Annotated in this window: 11 protein-coding genes; 6 read left to right on the top strand and 5 right to left on the bottom strand. The window is 64.2% G+C overall.

What is annotated here, in order from left to right; all coding sequences use genetic code 11:
• Together HG800_RS05400 and HG800_RS05395 are read left to right on the top strand one after the other, a co-directional pair.
• A partial coding sequence (locus HG800_RS05400; protein ID WP_169974500.1) for a sulfatase family protein occupies positions 1-1,397 on the top strand: 1,397 nt, incomplete at its 5' end.
• 52 nt (positions 1,398-1,449) lie between these two features.
• Positions 1,450-2,442 (top strand): prenyltransferase/squalene oxidase repeat-containing protein, encoded by a 993-nt coding sequence (locus HG800_RS05395; RefSeq protein WP_169974498.1) that lies wholly within the window; start codon positions 1,450-1,452, stop codon positions 2,440-2,442.
• Positions 2,443-2,446: 4 nt separating this feature from the next.
• Here HG800_RS05395 and HG800_RS05390 read toward each other — a convergent pair whose 3' ends face one another.
• On the bottom strand, positions 2,447-2,854 hold the full coding sequence (locus HG800_RS05390) for a nucleotide pyrophosphohydrolase (RefSeq protein WP_169974496.1): 408 nt from the start codon (positions 2,852-2,854) through the stop codon (positions 2,447-2,449).
• A 207-nt stretch (positions 2,855-3,061) separates the two neighbouring features.
• Between HG800_RS05390 and HG800_RS05385 the strand changes: the two genes are divergently transcribed.
• Complete coding sequence (locus tag HG800_RS05385; RefSeq protein ID WP_206352127.1) at positions 3,062-4,519, top strand: sulfatase-like hydrolase/transferase; 1,458 nt, start codon at positions 3,062-3,064, stop codon at positions 4,517-4,519.
• A gap of 241 nt (positions 4,520-4,760) precedes the next feature.
• Complete coding sequence (locus HG800_RS05380) at positions 4,761-5,489, top strand: RNA polymerase sigma factor (RefSeq protein WP_169974477.1); 729 nt, start codon at positions 4,761-4,763, stop codon at positions 5,487-5,489.
• A gap of 30 nt (positions 5,490-5,519) precedes the next feature.
• Here the strand turns inward: HG800_RS05380 and HG800_RS05375 are convergent, their stop codons facing one another.
• Complete coding sequence (locus HG800_RS05375; RefSeq protein ID WP_169974475.1) at positions 5,520-6,884, bottom strand: DUF1501 domain-containing protein; 1,365 nt, start codon at positions 6,882-6,884, stop codon at positions 5,520-5,522.
• 21 nt (positions 6,885-6,905) lie between these two features.
• Positions 6,906-9,341, bottom strand: a complete 2,436-nt coding sequence (locus HG800_RS05370) for a PSD1 and planctomycete cytochrome C domain-containing protein (RefSeq protein ID WP_169974473.1) — start codon at positions 9,339-9,341, stop codon at positions 6,906-6,908.
• 380 nt (positions 9,342-9,721) lie between these two features.
• Here HG800_RS05370 and HG800_RS05365 point away from each other — a divergent pair, with 380 nt between their 5' ends.
• Positions 9,722-11,110 (top strand): alpha-amylase family glycosyl hydrolase, encoded by a 1,389-nt coding sequence (locus HG800_RS05365; RefSeq protein ID WP_169974471.1) that lies wholly within the window; start codon positions 9,722-9,724, stop codon positions 11,108-11,110.
• 210 nt (positions 11,111-11,320) lie between these two features.
• Positions 11,321-12,394, top strand: coding sequence for a hypothetical protein (locus HG800_RS05360; protein WP_169974469.1), 1,074 nt, complete (start codon positions 11,321-11,323; stop codon positions 12,392-12,394).
• 748 nt (positions 12,395-13,142) lie between these two features.
• Here the strand turns inward: HG800_RS05360 and HG800_RS05355 are convergent.
• Together HG800_RS05355 and HG800_RS05350 are read right to left on the bottom strand one after the other, a co-directional pair.
• Positions 13,143-15,419 carry a DEAD/DEAH box helicase gene (locus HG800_RS05355; protein ID WP_169974467.1) on the bottom strand — a complete coding sequence of 759 codons (2,277 nt, stop codon included), beginning with the start codon at positions 15,417-15,419 and terminating at the stop codon, positions 13,143-13,145.
• Between the two features lie 438 nt (positions 15,420-15,857).
• Positions 15,858-19,904, bottom strand: coding sequence for a protein kinase domain-containing protein (locus tag HG800_RS05350; protein ID WP_169974465.1), 4,047 nt, complete (start codon positions 19,902-19,904; stop codon positions 15,858-15,860).
• Positions 19,905-19,911 lie beyond the last annotated feature (7 nt).

The following is a 19,911-nucleotide window of genomic DNA, read 5'->3' as shown; positions in this document are numbered from 1 at the left end:
CTGACCTCTCCTGGGACGACACCGGCCCCTACGGCCACCCGACCATCCGCACGCCGAACCTCGACCGCCTCGCCCGCGAAGGCATGCGGTTCGATCGCGCCTTTTTGACGTGCAGCTCATGCAGCCCCAGCCGGTCGAGCCTCTTCACCGGCCGCTACCCCCACAACACCGGCGCCGAGGAACTGCACTGGCCCCTCCCCGCCGATCAAGTCACCTTCGTCGAACTCCTGAAAAACGCCGGCTACTACACCGCCGCCGCCGGCAAGTGGCACCTCGGCAACGCCGTCAAGGACCGCTTCGACGAGGTCCGCGAGGCCAACCCCCGTGGCTTCCAGCTCCCCTCGGGCGACGAGGCCGAACAGGCCGATCCCAACGCCCTCGCCTTCGAAGGGGCCGGCGCGGCCCAGGCCGGCTGCGACCAATGGGTCCCCGTCCTGCAAGACCGCCCGCGCGATCGCCCCTTCTTCCTCTGGCTCGCCGCCCTCGACCCCCACCGCGACTATCAGGACGACACCATCCCCGACCCCCACGACCCCGCCGACATGGTCGTCCCCCCCTTCCTCCCCGACTGCCCCGAGGTCCGCGCCGACCTCGCCCGCTACGCCGACGAGGTCACCCGCCTCGACCACTTCGTCGGCCTCGTCCTCGACGAACTCGATCGCCAGGGGGTCGCCGACCAGACCCTGGTCCTCTTCATGAGCGACAACGGCCGCCCCTTCCCCCGATGCAAGACCACCGTCTACGACGACGGCATCCGCACCCCGCTCCTCGCCCGATGGCCCGGCCGGATCGAACCCGGCAGCGTCACCGACGCACTCGTCAGCGCGATCGACCTCGCCCCCACCTTCCTCTCCCTGGCAGGCGTCGAGCCAGGACCGACTTTCCAGGGGGTCGATCTCTCCCCCGTTTTCCAGGACCCCGACGCCTCGGTTCGTGATGCGATCTTCGCCGAGCATAACTGGCATGACTACGCGGCCCGCAAGCGAGCCGTCCGCACAGCTCGATACAAGTACATCCTCAACGAAGACGCCACCATGCCTCTCACCCCTCCCGCCGACGCCGTCCGCAGCCCGACCTTTGACGCCATGAAGCGCCTGCGCGACGAGGGGCAGCTCAATCCCTATCAGCTCTCCTGTTTCACCGCTCCCAAAGCAACGGAAGAACTTTATGATTTGGAGAACGATCCTTACGAATTGAACAACCTTGCATCCGATTCTCAATCGGCACAGCTTCTCACTGAAATGCGGGCAACCCTCGAAACCTGGACGCTCCAGACCAATGATGTCCCCCCCGCCGTCCTGAGCGGTGACGAATTCGACCGCGAATCCGGGAAGCCCCTGCCCAACCGACAACGCCCCCGACTCCCCCGGCCGTTCCGTGCATCTCCCAGTTCTTGAACAGTCGTGAACCAAGAATCACAAGGCAAACCCCTGAAAACGAGACGTGCTGATGCTTGCGATCCCGTGTTCCATCCTCATCCTCATCCTGATCGTGGCCCAGCCCGGAATCGACCCGGAAGCATCCCCTGAGCAACGTGCGATCGCCTACCTCGCGCAGGAGGTCCCCCGCTGGCGATCCGAAAACGGTTGCGCCTCGTGTCATCACAACGGCGACGGGGCCCACGCTCTCTTTCGAGCCTCTTTGCTCGGATTCGACGTTCCTCAGGAGTCCCTGGCCGATTCGGTTCAATGGCTCCTCCAACCCGCGGATTGGGACAAGAACGGAGGCCAGGGAACATTCAACGATCAACGCCTTGCGCGCATCCAGTTTGCCAGGTCGCTGGCGGGAGCGGTCGACGCGGGCCTTGTCGAAGAACGCCGATCTGCTCTGACCCTCGCCGCCGATCAGCTCGCCGCCGATCAAGAACCGGACGGATCGTGGCCGATCGACGGCCCCGACTCCCTGGGAACTCCGGCCACCTACGGATCGACACTCACCACCTTCATCGCGCGTGAGGTCCTGAGCAACACCGATCCCGATCGCTACCGCTCCTCCATCGCCGCCGCCGATCGCTGGCTCCTCGCCCGACCTATCCGCACCACCCTCGACGCATCCGTTTCATTGCTTCATCAGCATGCGACCGATCCGGATGAGTTGCCTGATCGCGCTCGCCAGGCGCTCGACCTCCTTGATCGCTCACAAGCTCCTGAAGGAGGATGGGGACCTTATGAAACCTCCCCTCCCGAGGTCTTCGATACCGCACTTGCGGTCCTTGCGCTCGCAAGAACGTCCTCGAAGGCACATCCCGAAGACCTCTTACGCGGACGTTCCTACCTCGTTGCCACGCAACTCCCCTCCGGCGGCTGGCCCGAAACCACCCGTCCTTCCGGGAATGAAAGCGACGCCCAGCATTTCTCGACCACAGCCTGGGCCACACTCGCGCTGCTCGCAACCCGGGATGGATCGCGAAACCGTGGACCTTCCTCATTGAGCAAACGATGATCCGTTATCCCTGTGTTTCATCAGGATTGTCGCTCTCTTTAGATCGGAGATAGGCAGTATACTTATCCGCTCGGCCTGAGCAGCGATCGACAGGATATTTCTCGGCCGCGAGAACAATTTTCTCTTCGAGCGCAGCAGCCAGGTCAATCTGGCAGACATCCGCGAGACGCAGCAATGCCCAGAGACAATCCGCCAGTTCGTGAGCAATCGCCTGCTTCTGGTTCGAATCGTTCAAAGTGTCCCGGATCGCGGCATCCGTCCGAAACCGGAAGTGTTCTAGGACCTCTGCTGCTTCGATCGACAGGCAAAGCCCCAGATCCTTGGGGTGGTGAAATTGCTCCCAGTCTCGTTCCTGAGAAAAGCGGAGAACGAGATCCATCAGCGCTCGAAGCGTCGTCGATGCGTCATCCATGGAATTCGTGACTCGGGACCATGAAAGCAAAGAGGTACTCAGCTTGCCCGATAACGAGCCAGGACTCAATCCTCGGTTCCTCCCGACTTACGACCTCACGCTGCTGAATCACAGTCGGAATTCTTCATCTAGCCTTGTACAGTCGGATGGCTCCCCCGATACAGTAGAGCCATCAGCCCGAACACCCTTCACTGTGGAGCCATGACCATGCCTCAATGTTCTCATTTTGGTTTCCTCACCGTAACGCTACTTGTCTTCTCCTCCGGGATCGCCTGGGCCAAACCCTCGGAACAGCCTCCGAATATTCTCTTTCTTTTTGCAGATGACCACTCGTTCGAGGCGATCGGGGCCCGCGGCCTGGTCGATGTGGATACTCCGAATCTCGACCGACTCTACCAACAGGGCACGTCCTTCAATCGAGCCTACAACATGGGCGGCTGGAATGGGGCCATCTGCGTTGCAAGCCGCTGCATGCTCATCACAGGACGAACGCTCTGGGATGCTCACTCGATTTACGAGACGACCGCCGAGGAAGCAAACGCTGGGCGAGTTTGGCCATTGCTCCTGAATAAGTCAGGATATGAAACGTATTTCACTGGGAAATGGCACATCCGAGCCAACGCCAACGAACTCTTCGACGTGGTTCGTCATGTTCGTCCGGGCATGCCGGCCCAGACCCCGCAAGGCTACAACCGTCCTCTCCCCGATGGCGTCGATCCCTGGGACCCGACCGACCCTCGCTTCGGCGGCTTCTGGGAAGGGGGGACCCACTGGAGCGAAGTCACGGCCAACGACGCCATCGATTATCTCGATCGCGCCGCAGACCGGGATGCCCCATTCTTCATGTATGTCGCCTTCAACGCCCCGCACGATCCAAGACAATCTCCTCCAGCGTTCGTCGACCGCTATCCTCCCGATCGCGTCGCACTCCCTGAAAACTTCCTTCCCGAGTACCCCTTCAAGAATGCAATCGGCTGCGACCCGAAACTCCGCGATGAAGCGCTTGCCCCGTTTCCCCGCACCGAGCATGCGGTCAAGGTCCACCGTGGCGAATACTTCGCCTTGATCGCTCACATGGATGAGCAAATCGGCCGGATCCTCGACGCCCTCGACGCCTCCGGCAAGGCCGACAACACCCTCGTCATCTTCACCGCCGATCATGGGCTCGCGGTGGGACGACACGGCTTCATGGGAAAACAAAACCTCTACGAGCACAGCACGCGCGTCCCCTTCGTCATCGTCGGACCTGGAATCGCCGCCGGTGTCCAACAAGACAAACCCATTTATCTACAGGACATCATGCCCACGACCTTGGAACTCGCAGGCATTCCCGTACCCGACCATGTTGGCTTCACCAGTCTCCTTCCGCAACTCCAGAACGAGAGTTCACCCCCCCCTTACCAGGAGATTTACGGAGCCTACATGGACTTCCAACGGTCGATCACCCGAGACGGCTACTCCCTCATTCTGTATCCCAATGCCCAAATTGCTCGACTCTACAACCTCAGGGAAGATCCGCATCAACTTCACGACCTTGCCTCATCGCCGGATCACACCAACGTCTTGAACGCACTCTACACCGCGCTTCTCAGGCAACAGCATACCCTTGGTGATCCACTCGATCTCACCGCCACCTTCGGAACATCCCTTGCACGTCATCCCTGATCATGCTCCAGACGTTCGAGTTCTGATACACATCACATGAAGCGTTCCAGAGTCTCATTGGGGCAACTCCGTGACTCCACTCGGTTCTCCCAATCTCCCCGCCTCCCTATGAATCAGGTTTCGCCCGCGTGAGAATACAGTTAGAATTGAATTGTAGAACCGGAGAAACCTTCCGGTTCGAGTGATTCTTGCACGTCTACGGATTCCCGATTCGCGAACGCTCAACCAGGGATGACCGACGTTGATTGAAGGCTCTCCTCGATTCGAGACAACCTGCTGGAGCGTGGTTCTGGCCGCGGGCGGTGATTCCTCTCGGGCCAAGGAAGCGCTTTCCACCCTCTGCAAGACGTACTGGTATCCTGTGTATACCTTCATTCGTCGCTGGGGCCACGCTCCCGAGGATGCCGCCGACCTAACTCAGGGATTTTTTACCGAACTGCTTCGCCGCAAGGATCTCGAAACGGTCGACCCTGCCCGGGGACGGTTCCGATCCTTTCTCATGGCCTGCTGCCGAAATTATCTGTGCAAGGACCGACGCCATGCCGCCGTTCGAGGTCCAGCGCCGTTTTCCATCGACGCAGTCGACGCCGAGCAGCGCTATTGCATCGAACCTGCCGACATGCTCACCCCTGAACAGGTCTTCGACCATCGCTGGGCCCTGTCCATTCTGGAACGGGCGCTTGATTCACTCCGCGACGACTATCGCCGTTCGGGCAAGTCCTCATTATTCGATCGACTCGAACCGACACTCGCCGGTGAATCCCTTCCCGGTGGGCTTCGCGCGGTAGCCGACACCCTGGGTATGAGCAAGGGGGCCGTTCAGGTCGCCGCTCACCGTCTCCGGCATCGCTATCGAGATACCATCCGCAACCTGATCGCCGAGACGGTTGATGATCCCGCAGCCGTTGATGATGAGCTCAGGGATCTCTTCATCGCCCTGATGCCTCCAGACGCACGGAACATCCGCTAGGTTCCTCCTCGGCCCCAGCAACACGACCGATCACGCTAGAATCTCCCGGACGACCCGCCCGAACACATCGGTCAGCCGAAAGTCTCGACCACTGTGGCGGTAGGTCAGACGCTCGTGATCAAAGCCGAGCAGATGCAGAATCGTCGCGTGGAAATCGTGCAGATGGACTGGATTCTCCGCCGGATCATAGCCATAGTCATCACTTGATCCGTAGACCATTCCACCTTTCACCCCGCCACCAGCCAACCACGACGAGAAAACGTACGGATGGTGGCTCCGACCAGTCGGGCCGTCAGTGTGCGGAGTCCGTCCAAACTCGGTGGTCCAAACCACCAGCGTTTCGTCGAGCATCCCGCGCGACTTCAAATCCTTGAGCAGCCCGGCAATCGCCTGATCGACTCCCCGAGCCTTCGGCACATGGTCCTTCATTGCGCCATGAGAGTCCCAGTTGTCGGAGGAACCCGAGTCAATCAGCTCGACAAAGCGAACCCCTCGCTCCGACATTCGACGCGCAACCAGGCACTGCCACCCGAAACCGTCGGTCTGCCCCCGTTCCAGCCCGTAAAGGGCCAGCGTCGCGTCCGACTCCCCCGAGAGGTCAAGCACATCCGGCATGGCCTGTTGCATCCCAAAGGCCGTTTCGAACGATCGCATACGGCCGGCCAGTAACGGGTCGGACGGTCGATCCTGACCATGGCGGCGGTTGAACCGTGAGAGCAGGTCCAGCTCCAGCTCTTGCACCGTGGCGCTCGGCGCCCGGCGTCTCAGATCGCGGATCGGCTCGTCTCCAGGCTGAATCCGCGTCCCCTGATGACACACCGGCAGGAAATCAGACGACCAGACCTGAGTGCCGGCGTACGGCAGGTGAGGTGCCAGCACCACGAACGAGGGCAAGTTCTGGTTCTCGGTCCCCAGGCCATAGCTGACCCACGACCCAATGCTCGGCCGCTTCACGGTCAGCGACCCGGTATGCACGCCGAGCGTCGCCTGGAAGTGCTCGAAGTGACTCCCATGCAACGAACGAATCACACACAGGTCATCCACGCATGTCGAAACATGAGGGAACAGCTCACTGACCGGTATGCCCGATTGGCCCGCTCTCGAAAATCGGAACTGAGGAGCCAGCAGCGTGCGCCCTTGGTACTGGGTGCCCCCGTCTCGCGCCAGCAATGGCTTCGGGTCGAACGACTCCAGGTGCGACACCCCTCCCGTCATAAACAGGAAGATCACTCGCTTTGCCTTGCCGGGAAAGTGAGGCGCTTTCGGGGCCAGCGGATCGTCCTTCCCCGGTGCCGGCGCATCGGCTGCCAGCAGCTCCGAGGCGATTCCGGGAAGCAGCAACGAACCGCTCATCAACGATTGGACGACCTGGCGACGATTGGGATGAAACGGCATCGGTCGACCTCGCTGCGGAACCTAATCGACAAACACGAATTCGTTGCTGCCCAGAATCACCCGAAGATAGCTCGCCCAGGCGGCCCGGGGACGCTCCCCCTCCGATATGCCGGCCTTCTCCAAGGCCACCCCGACTTGAGCCAGATATTCCATCGCCTCGCTCACCTCATCCTCCGACGCGGGGCGACCGAAGGCCAGCCGAAACACCCGATCGACTCGGGCGGCGGGGCCAGTTTCCTCCGCCGCCAAACGGTCCGCCAACCGTCTGGCTTGCTCATGAACGAATTCATCGTTGAGCACGAAGAGGGCCTGTTGCGGTGTGGTACTAATCTTGCGAAGGTCGGTTGAGGCATTCGTGTCGGCCCCGTCGAACACCGCAAGAAACGGGTGCAACCGTATGCGCTGCTGCATCAGGTAAATGCTTCGCCGCCGACTCGGATAATCGTCCACAAACGGCTTGTGCTGAGAGTATCGCCATTTCCAGATATCTGGAAACGGATGTTCCCCTCCCGGTGAGCGATCCAGCGCGTCACTGACGCAGAGCATCGCATCGCGGATCTCCTCCGCATCAAGCCGCCTCCGGTTGAAGGTCCAGAGCAAGCGGTTTTCCGGGTCGTGTTCCTCAGACTCAGGAGCTTCGAGACTGGCCATCCGGTAGGTTGCCGAGCGCAGGATCTCCCGATGCAAGGCCTTGATCGACCACCCCTCCTCAAGAAATCGAATCGTCAGCCAGTCGAGCAATTCGGGGTGGGTCGGCGGCTCTCCCCGGGTGCCAAAGTCGTTCGGAGTTCGGACAATCCCCTGACCAAAATGATGCTGCCAGACCCGGTTGACCAGCACCCGGGCCGTCAGAGGGTTCTTCGGGTCCGTGATCCAATCGGCCAGCTCCAACCGACCGCTCCCCGACCCCTCGGCCAGTACCCGATGCCCACCCAGCACCGTGAGGAACCCGCGAGGCACTGCTTCCCCTAACCGCTCCGGATTTCCCTTGAGCTGGATCCGAGCGTCGGCCGGTTCACCCTCCGACACGCCATACGCCTGGTCATACTCCGGCAGCGACTTGACCAGTTCATCCCGCTCATCCTGGAGCTTCCGAACGTCTTTCCGCAACGAATCCTTGGCCGCTCCGGTGTCGAGCGACGCCATCAACGTATACGTGTCGTAAATCTCCCGGTCGAGTTCCTCCATCCGATCCAGCAACGGTCTCAGCTCCTCCTCGCTGCGTTCCGAGGAAACCAGCGGAATCAGATGCTGTGGATGCCGGTAGATTTCCGTTCCGGGGAACGCATAGGTCGTGCTCTGGAAGATGCCGTAGAGCGCATAATAGTCCCGCTGCGAGATCGGGTCGAACTTGTGGTCGTGGCAGCGAGCGCAACTGATCGTCAGCCCAAGAAACGCCTTGCCCAGGTTGTCGATCGTGTCGTCAATTGTCAGGTGGAACTCCTCGCCGAGCGAGGAAAACCGACGACTGATCGCCAGGTAGCCGGTGGCGATGATCTGCTCATAACGCTCCGGATCCTGGTCCGAAGGAAGTAAATCACCGGCAATCTGTTCCTTCAAGAACGCATCGAAGGGCAGATCGCTGTTGAAGCGATCCACCACGTAGTTCCGGTATCGATACGCCTCGGGCATCGGGAAGTCGCCGTTGCAGCCCGACGTATCTGCGTACCGCACCAGGTCGAGCCAGTGTCGGCCCCATCGTTCGCCATAGTGGGGGGAGGCCAGCAGGCGATCCACCAGCCGATCGAAGGCGTCCGGAGCCTTATCGCCGAGGAATGCCTCCACCTCCTCCGGGGTCGGCGGCAGTCCGGTCAGGTCAAACGTCAGGCGACGGATCAAGGTGCGGCGATCGGCCTCAGGTGCCGGCCTCATCCCTTCGGCTTCGAGCCGGGCGAGGACGAAGCGGTCGATCGTGTTCCTTGGCCAGGTTGTGTCCCGAATCGGTGGCAAATCGGGTTGGCGAACCTCCTGAAACGACCACCACGACGCCGAGATGTCCTCTCCAGACTCGACCGGCTCGGGCGATCCGTGTTCATCAGCGGGGCTGGGAGCACCGGCCTTCACCCAGGCTTCCAGAACCTCCACCTCCCGAGGGGAAAGCCGTCCGTCGGGCGGCATTCGCAGCGAGCGATCGTGATAACGGATCGCCTGGATCAAGAGGCTCTGGTCCAGGTCGCCGGGAACCACGGCCGGCCCAAGGCCCCCACCTTCGAGCATCCCGGATCGCGAATCCAGCAAGAGGTCGCCCCGAACCCGTTCCGCATCGGCCGAGTGGCACGAGTAGCACCGCTCGGCCAGGATCGGTCGGACCTCCTTCTCGAAAAATTCTCGCTCCGAGGCCGAAACGTCCGGGGCCGAGACCGGATCGCGTCCCTCCTGACCCTGCAGCCTGCTCGGACCAGTCAGCATCAGAACGCAAACAACCAGCACGGTCCGACGCGTGGCAGATGGAATCATGGGAGGAATCAACCGTGACGATGGCTGAGGATGAATCGCTCGAACGCGATCCGAGCGACAGGGAAGAACGCTCCCGGCACAGAGAGTTCAATCGTCAGGTCAGACCTGGAGACAACCAAGGCATCGGTGTCCTTGGCATTTCGAAAGAATATTCCACATGCCAGGATAGCCGACTCCCTTCCCCTTGAAAAGCCATCAACGATCGCAACTGCTCAGACGCGAAGGCTAGGCTCCTCCATTCGGCGATTGAGCAGGCGTCCTGATCACCCGTTGGCCGAATCCACACTCGCAAACCCCTCCTCCGTGATGTTGAGGCAACCGCGCCCGAAGGAACGTCGTTTGCACGTCGAACACACATTTTCCACGTTTCGGGGACAAACATGTCACGATCATGGGCTCAGGACGCCTTCTTCACCCACATTTACCCCCTCGGTCAGTGCGGTGCCGAACCGCTCAACGACTTCCGATCGCCACCGATCCCCCGCCTGGATCAGCTTCGTGACTGGATCGGCCACCTCCGAGCGCTGGGTTCCGATGCCCTCTATCTCGGTCCTGTCTTCGAGTCCTCCTCCCACGGCTACGACACGGCCGACTACCGCCTCGTCGATCGCCGCCTCGGTACCGACGACACCCTGGCCGGTGTGACCGCCGCGCTGCACGACGAGGGAATCCGCGTCATCCTCGACGGCGTCTTCCACCACGTCGGCCGCGACTTCTGGGCCTTCCGCGACCTTCAACAACAGGGCGAGCAATCGGCCTATCGCGACTGGTTCTCCGGCGTCAATTTCTCCCAGCGCAGCCCGCTCGGCGACCCATTCTCCTACGACGCCTGGGAAGGCCACTTCGATCTGGTCAAGCTCAACCTCGGCCACCCCGCCGTTCGGGATCACCTGTTCAACGCCATCCGATCCTGGGTTGATCGCTTCGCCATCGACGGCCTCCGCCTCGACGTTGCCTACGCCCTCGACCCTGGTTTCCTCCGCGCCCTCGCCGAGTTCTGCCGAAGCCTCCACCCCGACTTCTGGCTGCTGGGCGAGGCCATCCACGGCGACTACCGCCGGATCGCCGGCCCGGGCCTCCTCGACGCCGTGACGAACTACGAGTGCTACAAGGGCCTCTATTCCAGCCACAATGACCGCAATCTCTTTGAGATCGCCCACTCGCTTGATCGCCAGTTCGGCGACGGCGGCCTCTACCGCAATCTGACCACCTATAACTTCGTCGACAACCACGACGTCGACCGCATCGCCAGCACGCTCCGGGAACCAGCACATCTCGACCCGATCCACCTCTTGCTGTTCACCATGCCGGGCGTGCCGGCAGTTTACTCAGGCAGCGAGTGGGGCATCGAGGGCGCCCGAGCCAACGGCGATGACCGGCCGCTCCGTCCCCCGTTGCCCACTCCCGAAGCGGCCAGGACGCTCGGCCGCCATCCCGACCTGGCCCCGGTAATCGCCCAACTCGCTACCATCCGTCGGCGATTGCCTCCCCTCCGCCAGGGATCGTACCGGCAACTGCTCGTCGCCTCCGAACACCTCGCGTTTGAGCGTCCCTTCCAGGAGGATCGCGTGATCGTGGCCATCAATGCCGCTGGATCTCCCGCGTCTCTGGAGCTCCCCGTCTCGGCCCCCGATGGCGAAGGGTTCGAGGACCAGCTTGATCCCGGCAAGGTCGTCTCAGTCCTCGGTGGTCGGCTGTCACTCGACCTGCCACCCCGATGGGGCCGCATTCTCGCTCGCCCCGGATCGGCTCTGGCCTCGTCGAGTTGAGTTCCTGTCGGCCGTTGTCTCCCGATTGGCTCACCGACCGAACCGCCCCGACCGCCGAGCCCTTCCTTCCCAATTGCGCGCCGACTCGATCAAAAAGTGACTAACCCTCCTGATTTTCCTGATAGTGAAAGGAAGGGAGGTGTGCAGTCCTCCCCAACTGTCCGCGAAGCAATCGATTGGCGATCGAATCATTTGGGGAGACCGCGTCTCATGGCTACCATGAAGCAGACCATTGCCAACCGCCTGAATGCCTTGAAATCGACCGGCCCGCGTACGCTCGAAGGACGGGCCCGATCGGCCCGCAACGCCTTGAAGCACGGACTCTCCCGCCTCGGTTCGACCCGGCCCGCCGCCCTGGCAGACCTGATCGCTGAGCGGATCGAACATTGGCGCGAGGCCTATCGCCCCGAAGGTCCCGCCCAGCTCTGGATGTACGAACGCCTTTGTGCCGAATCGGTCCGCCTCGATGCCTGCGAGCGTCGCATCCTCGCCGTCCGAGCCGAGATCGCCGATCGGGCCTTCGAAAGTTGGGACGACGACCGAGCCGCGGAGGTCGCCTCCTTGGCCTCAAGGCTGGCGACCCATCCCGAGGTCATCCAGCCGAAGCTCCTCCAGAGCAAGCACGGCGTCCTCTGGCTCCTCGACCGCTGGGACGAGGTGGCCGACTCCCTCCAACGGCTCGACGGCTGGACTCCCGAAACCTGGAACCGAGCGATGGACTTGCTTGGCGTTTCTGCCCTGGCCCGAGAAGGCTCTGGCCCCTGGGACCTCGATCCCGATGACAACGGAGCCGGTCCCGGTCTGGAGCTGGCCTATCGCAGCATCGAGGCGCTTCGGGCTCGCATCGACACTGCGCTCGACGCCCGAGACGCCCGTGCCCGCGACGACGCCGAGGAAGGGCTGGACAGCGAGTCTCCCCAACTCCGCCTCCTGGAACGCTACGCCTCCGATGCTCGCCGCCAGATCGACCGCTGCCGCAACGAGTTGCGTCGACTCCAGGCGACCTCCCACGCGAACCGCGGCAAGCCCGATCCCGCAACCCCGTCCATTCCTGTCAATCGTCCTCCGAGGCAACCATCCTCCTCATCACTCCCACCGAACGCCCCTGCCGATCAGAAGCCCACCAGCCTCAACGCTGCGCAATCGAAATCGAGACCCAACCTCCCGAGCAGCCCTTCAAGGCTTGTTCGGTCCTCTCCCCTTCTCTGCCCGTCGAGCGCTCCGACGCCCCTCGCCAATCGACAGGCCCGCCGAGCGCAAGCCGCCCGAGCTCGACGATCCTGATCCCCAACACCCCGGCCCCAGCCCCAGCCCGAGTGTTTCAACCGGAACCGGCCTCCGACCGTCCCCATCGTGTCGAATCCTCGCCCGACGGCCCAATCAGTCCGTTCTGCCCGGGCCACCGTGTTGACTGGAACGCCCCGGAGCCGTGGATCTGACCGCGTTCGTCCCAACATCCACCTCTGTTCCAGACACTGGCAACCTTCTCTCCCCTCGATCCCGCTCAAGGCGCGAAACGAAGCCAATCGAGGGAAGCTCAAGTGGTCCGGTCGTCGGTGCAGCGAATTGACAAGACCCTCCGACGGCGAAACTTGAAGCAACCATCCTCGGCAAATCGTTTGAGCCGTACCGTCACTCGACGACCATCCCGGCTTATCCTGACCCCGCTTCCGACTGACCGATTCCCAGGACGCTGCCCCCCACCGCTCGGAAACGGAGAACGCCGCGCCCAGTACCCGACGTTTGAGACAAGCCCTATGTGTTCCATGAGTGGCAGATGGCGAAGGCAAGATTCGAACCCAAGGTCCCAGTGACCCGTCCCCCCGAATTCAACACCGGCCTACGACGACCACCAAACACCGTGAATGATCCCAGATCGCCTCAAACCGTGTCATTCGGTCGACACGAGCTCGCCCGCGAATCCGCACCGCAAACCCATCATGAATCACGGGTTCGGGAACGAACCCGTTGCACCCGACGACGAGCCTGGAGGAAAGTCATCCAGGCAATTCGGTCTCAGTCCCGGCCGCCCTCAGGTCGACCCGCCTGCGAGCTTCGCCGCCTCGGCATCGATCATATCGGGCTCGCCCATCTTCGCGATCAGTTGGTCGGTGCTGGTCGGGTCGACGACCCGGCAGCTCTCGGTCAGCTTCGCGGCCAGCTCGTGCAACTCGTCCCTCCAGGCGGAGGCGGAGGGGCCGGCGTCGACGTCGAGGGCGCATGCCCGCTCGAACTCGCCGCAGAGCATGATCATCCGCTGGACGTGGCGGAAGACGATCCCCTCCTGCTTGGTCAGGTCGACACTGGTCACAAACTTATTGAAGTTCCCGTCATACGCAATCAGCTCGCCGACACACCAGATCGCGTGCGAGTGGACGTCGGCGAGGTCGGGGTAGCGGTGGTCGAAGTACAGCCGGAGCTTCTCCGCCAGGGTCGGCGGCCGCTTCTCCCAATCCTCCCTGTCGTCGTCCTCCTCCTCTTCCTCGACCGGCGAGGCCATAAGCCCACGCTGGATCAGCTCGGTGTCGAGCATCGAGCTGGCGAGGGCGCCCGACTCCAGGAGCCGGAGCGGGACCCGGAGCCGCTTCCGGACCGGGCCGGGCATCTCCAGGGTGCTCTCCATCGCCTGCACGCGTTCGTCGGCATCGGCCCCGGCCAGAAGTTCGGTCAGGAAGGCGCCGTAGAGCGGATGGATGCTCCGGAACGCGAGCAGCTTCCCCAGCGAGGGCATCGGTTGGGCCAGGGTCGGTGTGTAGGGCGCCGGGGGCTGGCCAGGCTCCGGGGGCGGTGGCGGCTCGGGGCTCAGGGTCACGAACCCGCCGTCGTGCAGCGCCAGCAGCATCCGGTCGAGGGCCTTCTCGCCTGCGGCGATCCGAGGGTCGTCCATCAGCCGCTTGCGGACCGCGGCGCGGATGCCCTCGACCTCCGGCGAGACCTCGAGCAAATAAGCCAGCAGCCGCCACGGGAGCGGCCCCTTGCTGGAGAGTTTGCCGGGAGGGGCGGCCTGGAGCTGGTTGAAGTGCCCCTCGACCCAGTACTGCTCGGTCTCTCGGCGTCTCGGCTTCTTCTTCTTGAGCGCCTTCTTCGCCTTCAAGAGGCCCGGGTCGCGGGTGTCCTCGGGGATGGCGTCGTACTTCACCCTCCACCGCTCGATGTCGACGTCGTCGGGGTGGGCCAGGGCGTAGACATACCCCCGATCGTCGAACTGCGGGCGACCGGCCCGACCGAAGATCTGGTGGGCGATGCTGGAGCCGATCAGCTTCTTCGCCCCGAACGGGCCCTTGACCAGCGACGAGAGCACCACCGAACGCGCCGGCAGGTTGATACCGGCCGCCAGGGTCTCGGTGCAGACGACGACCGGGAGCAGTTTGCGCTGGAAGAGGTCCTCGACGGCCAGGCGATACTTCGGCAAGAGCCCCGCGTGGTGGACGCCAACCCCCCGGTGGAGCAATCGCTTGAGCTTGGGGCCAGCCCCCTGGCTCAGGTCGAGCGCGTTGATCCGGTCGTGCAGCTCCTTCTTCTGCGTGTCGGAGATGTTGAGGTCCTTGCCCATGACGTTCTCGGCGACGCTCCAGCACTCCTCACGATCGAAGCAGAAGACCAGGGCGGGCGTCCGACGTCCTTGCTCGTCGCCGGCCGCCATCACGACGAGCTGCTCGTTGAGAAACAGATCGGGAACCCATTCGTAGGTCAGCGGCACCCGGCGTTCCTTGCCCTCCACGACCGCGATCGAGCGGTTGTGCTGCCTCGCCAGCCAGTTGACGAACTCGGCCGAGTTCCCGACCGTCGCCGAGAGCAGGAGCAGCCGGACATGGCTGGGCAGCATACCGAGCGACAGCTCCCAGACGATCCCTCGCTGGATCTCGGCGAAGTTGTGGAACTCGTCCATGACGCAGGCCGTCACGTCGGAGAAGTCGAACCGGTTGAGCAGCCGATTCAGGAGGATCTCGGCCACGACGACGAGCACCGGGGCCTCGGGGTTGACCTTGCGGCTCCCGGTGACCATCCCCACGTCCTCGCGGCGGAACCCCCACTCGACGGCCCGGTCCTGCATCTCCTGGAATTTCTGCTCGGTCAGCGCGATCAAGGGGGTCGTGTAGTAGGCCTGCTTGCCCGTATGGAGCGCCTCGAAGAGGGCCGCCTCGGCGATCAGGGTCTTGCCCGTTCCCGTCGGGGCGCAGACGAGGACCCCCTGCTCGGACTCGAACCAGGCCTCCAGCGCGGCGTCCTGGACGGGATAGGGTTCGTAAGGCAACTGGTCCACATACCGCACGTACAACTCGTCTCTCGTCGGAATCTCCAACGGCATCGGCCGCATTCTCCCGGGCTGGTGGGCAGGAACTCCATCGGGCTCCCCTCACATCGGGCCGGCGCGAACCTGCCCTGCGAACGGTCCGGGAAACCCGGACCGGACGCCGAGCCTCGAGTCGGCCCCTCTCACGAGGATTCCTCCAGTGTGACCAGCGACGCGCTTTCACGAAACCCGGTCGCTCCGCGACGAGACGCGCGAGGACCCAAGTTCGAGGCCCCTTCACCAGGTCCATCGACGCCACGACTCGCTTCGGCATGGTCGCAGCACACTGCTCCCGCGAAGTCGACAGAGCCAGCGGGCGTCAGCGAAACGTCCTTGACCACACGGACATTCGCCTTCCTTCTCGTTCCAGGATGGAGTTTTCGGAAGCCCCAAGCGCTTCCTGTGAGATCACTCCGGCGGTTCATTCTCCCGAATTTACCAAGCAGGAACGGGTCAAGACGACAAGGGCTCGGGGAACCGAGGAGGTGGGCCAGGCGGTTCGGCGATCACGGCCTCAGCTTCTCTCCGGAAGGTGAGCAACTCGTTGCCGCTTGAGAGGCGTTGGCGGCCCTCAAACCATGCGACCGCCCGACCAAAGTCGGCCCGGGCGGCCTCGGGGTCGCCAAGGCGATGGAAAGCCATCGCCCGGAAGAGGAGGTCGAACACCTCGTCCCCCCGGGCGGTCGCCAGGCTCCGGGTCAGGACGTCGACGGCCTCGCCATAATCGCCGGCCCTGTAGAGGGCGAGGCCGAGGGTGTGGAAGGTCCTCTGGCTCACGGTCCCCGCGCCCGACTCCAGTCGGAGGGCCTGGCGGGCCTGGATCAGCCCGAATCGCACCGCGGCCTCGGAGGTCCCGGGCGGCGCCACCAGCTTCCAGGCGCGCTCGTGGAGCCCGAGGGTCAGGCGAAGCCGCAGATCCAACTGCGATTCGAGCAAGGAGACAGCGAGTCGCTCGTCCGCCTCGGCCTCGTCGACCCGGCCGATCATCGTCCGTGCGCGTGACCGCGCCAGCAGCGTCTTCGGCTCGTCGGGGCGGAGGGCCAGCGAGCGATCGAACGACGAATCGGCCTCCTCGAACCGGAACAGATCCGAGAGCGCGAGCCCGCGCTCGTGGTGCGCCTGTCCGTCGTCCGGATCGAGGGCGAGCTTGCGGTCGGCGACCGCCAGCTCCCAGCGGCCCTCCCAGTCGAGGTTCCGGATCGGCTCGGCCACGACCTCGACCCGGAGCGGCTGATTCGGGTCCGGCTCGGAGGGAAGATCCGGGAGCGCCGGCAGGTCCCAATCCAGTCCCATCGCGGCCAGTTCCTTTCGAACCAGCCTCAGATCCCACATCCGGGCGCCCCCCGGCTGGTCGTTGCCAGTGGCGACGACATACCCGCCGTCCGGGCTGACGGCCACGGAGCGATAGGTCTCCTCCATCGGGGCGTCGAGGAGGACGACCTCCCGGTTCGAACGCACCTCTCGGATGCCGATCCGGCCGGGACCGTCGCCCAGGAAGGCGAGAGAATGGTCCACCGTGAACCCCGAGTCGTTCTTGGTGAGTGTCATGGTATGCAAGGGCCCGACCCCGCTCGATCGATCGGCCGCATCGGGGACGCCCCACAGGTGCCAGACGGCCGCGAGCCCCGCCGGATCGTCGTTGTCGATGGTCCGCACTGAGGCCCCGGTGGCGGAATCCCAGACCTGGACGATCGGCGAGGTATGCGGCCGGGTGAGGACGTACCGGCCGTCCGGGCTGACGCTGAGGCCCCTGATGTCGATCTCCTCCGCGAGCCGGAACGCCCGATCGGGATCTTCCCTCGGGAACACGATCACACCGGACACGAAGTCGGGGGTGAGAGCGACGATGTTCCCGTCCGCACTTGTCCGGATCGGGTTGTCCGAGCTCCCCAACGAATCGACGCGCAGGGCGGGGCCGAACACGAGGGCCCCGGACTCCTCGCGGATCGGCCAGAGGTGCTTCCCCGACGTCCAGTCGGAGGTCCAGAGCGCCCGGCCGTCGGGCTGGAACCAAACGTTGCCCCCCGTCGGCAGCTCGCCGACCTCCCGACGGGTCGCCAGGTCCCAGAGCACCGTGCCGCCCTCGAGCATCCCGCAGGCGACCAGCCGGTTGTTCCGGTGGATGCTCACTTGCTCGATGAAGCGGTCGTCACCGGTAGCCACGCGACGGAGGCACTGGAACGCGGATCCGGGCACAAGGGTGTACTGGGCCAGCTTGCCGCCGTTCGACGGTATCGCCGACACGATGGTGTCACCGGCGGCTCGTCCCTGGGCCCGACCGTGGATACTGTGCAGCGAGAACCCGGGGATTCGGAGGAGGAGCCTCCGGGTGTTCGTCTCGTAGACGTTCAGGCCGCCCGTCGCCCAGTTACCAACGCAGGCCAGCATCGACCCCGAGGAGTTGAAGGCCGGATAAACGTTGGGTTCGACGTTGGTCGCCGGCGATTCCAGCCGGACGGGAGGCGTTTGCGAGAGGTCCCAGAGGCCGATGTCGCCGGTGTCGGTGGCCCCGACAGCGAGGAGGTCGCCGAGCGGTCCCCAGGCGATCGACTCCACGCCTTCCTCGAACGGCAAGGTCGTGATCTCCCCGGACTCCAGGTCGAGAATGCGCACGTTCCGGGACTCGGGCGACTGGTATCCCCCGTTGACGAAGGCCAGGCGGTCCCCGCTCGGCGCGATCGCGAGGTTGCAGTAGGACGGCGTCTTCGCGGGGACGCTGTAAGTCCTGCTGATGTCGCCCGAACCGGCATCGATCTTCCGGATGATCCCGGCATTCGAGTCGAGGATGTACAGAAACCGGCCATCCGGGCTGAACGCAGTGCTGTGCGCGGCTCCCGAGAGGGATGCGACCTTCGAGGCTGGATCTCCGATCGTCCAGAGATGAATGGATCCCGATTCCTGGAAGAACAGGGTTCGATTGTCGGGGCTGACGCCAAGCCATCCCCGTCCCGAACCCGTCCCTGGAAGTCGGGCCACCAGGCCGTCGTCCCGGGTCCGAGTGACCACGATCGTGCCGTCGTTCACGTCGGACCGGACCCGGAGCGAACCGTCCGGGCTGACGTTGAAGTGGGTCTTGTCTCCCTTGATCCCCGGGAAATCGGGCCAGATCGTCTCCTGCTGGTCGGCGAGCGCGAGCGCGGCGATGGCCAGATTGCGGAGTTCGGAGCGGCGGGAGTCGACCTCCTTGCGATCGAGGCCCAGGCGAGTGAGCAGCGCGTTGGCCTCTCGGACCGCCTTCAGGGTCCCGAAGCGCTGCCCCGCCCGGCCGCTGAACCGGCTGGCGCGGGCCTGGGCAACGAGCGCCTCGTATTCGCGCTCCAGGGCGACGGCCTCGGCCGCCTCGGCCCGGCGGCGGGCGTCGGTCTGCCGCTCCAGGGCGACGGTGAGCCGGCCCGCCGACTCGTTCAGCCGGAGGGCGGTCGTCGAGGCCACGACGGCGACGGTGATCGTCAGCGCCGCGGCGCTCGCGTTCGAGATGGCCAACGCCGGGTTGCGACGGCACCAGCGCCAGGCCCGCTCGGCCTGGCTGACCGGCCGGGCCTTGATCGACTTCCCTTCCAGGTAGTTCCCCAGGTCCTCGGCCAGTCTTCGGGCCGATTCGTATCGCCGGTTCGGGTCCTTCTGGAGGGCCTTGAGGACGATCGTCTCCAGGTCTCGGGGGACGGCGCTGTTGAGCTGGCGGGGGGGCACGGGCTCCTGGGAGCTGACCTGGCGGAGGGTGTCGATCGGCGACGCGGCCTGGAACGGCGGGCGGCCGGTCAGCAGGCAGTAGAGCAGTGCGCCAATCGCGTAAATGTCGGCGGTCCGGTCGACGGGCTTCCCCTCCGCCTGCTCGGGGGGCATGTAGCTGGGGCTGCCCATCACCAGCCCGGTGTTCGTGACGCTGTCGTCGCGCTGGAACCGCTTGGCCAGGCCGAAGTCCGTGACCTTGGGACGGCCTGAGCCGTCGATCATCACGTTGGCGGGCTTCAGGTCACGGTGGAGAACGCCGTGGTCGTGGGCGTGCTGGACAGCCTCGCAAATCTGGCTCGACAGCTCGGCCGCCCGGCGGGGCGGCAGCGGGCCGTCGGCGACCTCGGCTGCGAGGCTGCGGCCGTTGACGAAGGCCATGCTGAAGTAGTGCTGGCCGTCGTGCTCGCCGATCTCGAAGATGGGGACGATGCCGGGGTGGTCGAGGTTGGCGGCGGCCTCCGCCTCAAGGCGGAAGCGACGGACCTCGACCTCGGAGGCGAACTGCCCGGTGAGGATCATCTTCAGGGCGACCGGCCGGTTCAAGCTCACCTGCCGAGCGCGATACACCACGCCCATGCCGCCCCGGGCCAACTCGTGGATCAGCTCGTAGTCCCCGAACCGTCGGACGCACTGGTTGGGGGCGATGGAACCTGAGGCCGGCTCAGTGGACCGCCCCTCGTAATGATGAGGGGAACTCCGCAGGAAGTCAGTCCCGGCGGGGGGCTCCAGGTCATCCTCGTGGCAGAGGGTGAATCCCAGGTGGGACAAGTCCTCG

The sequence above is a fragment of the Tautonia rosea genome (genome assembly GCF_012958305.1).
GTDB lineage: Bacteria > Planctomycetota > Planctomycetia > Isosphaerales > Isosphaeraceae > Tautonia > Tautonia rosea.
This window is presented reverse-complemented; position numbering and strand designations above follow the sequence as displayed.

What these genes read in the sequence shown, in the direction of transcription:
- HG800_RS05385 (WP_206352127.1), top strand. Translation starts at nt 3,062, where the DNA reads ATGCCTCAATGTTCTCATTTTGGTTTCCTCACCGTAACGCTACTTGTC.
- HG800_RS05375 (WP_169974475.1), bottom strand. Translation starts at nt 6,884, where the DNA reads ATGCCGTTTCATCCCAATCGTCGCCAGGTCGTCCAATCGTTGATGAGC.
- HG800_RS05360 (WP_169974469.1), top strand. Translation starts at nt 11,321, where the DNA reads ATGGCTACCATGAAGCAGACCATTGCCAACCGCCTGAATGCCTTGAAA.
- HG800_RS05370 (WP_169974473.1), bottom strand. Translation starts at nt 9,341, where the DNA reads ATGATTCCATCTGCCACGCGTCGGACCGTGCTGGTTGTTTGCGTTCTG.
- HG800_RS05395 (WP_169974498.1), top strand. Translation starts at nt 1,450, where the DNA reads ATGCTTGCGATCCCGTGTTCCATCCTCATCCTCATCCTGATCGTGGCC.
- HG800_RS05390 (WP_169974496.1), bottom strand. Translation starts at nt 2,854, where the DNA reads ATGGATGACGCATCGACGACGCTTCGAGCGCTGATGGATCTCGTTCTC.
- HG800_RS05355 (WP_169974467.1), bottom strand. Translation starts at nt 15,419, where the DNA reads ATGCCGTTGGAGATTCCGACGAGAGACGAGTTGTACGTGCGGTATGTG.
- HG800_RS05365 (WP_169974471.1), top strand. Translation starts at nt 9,722, where the DNA reads ATGTCACGATCATGGGCTCAGGACGCCTTCTTCACCCACATTTACCCC.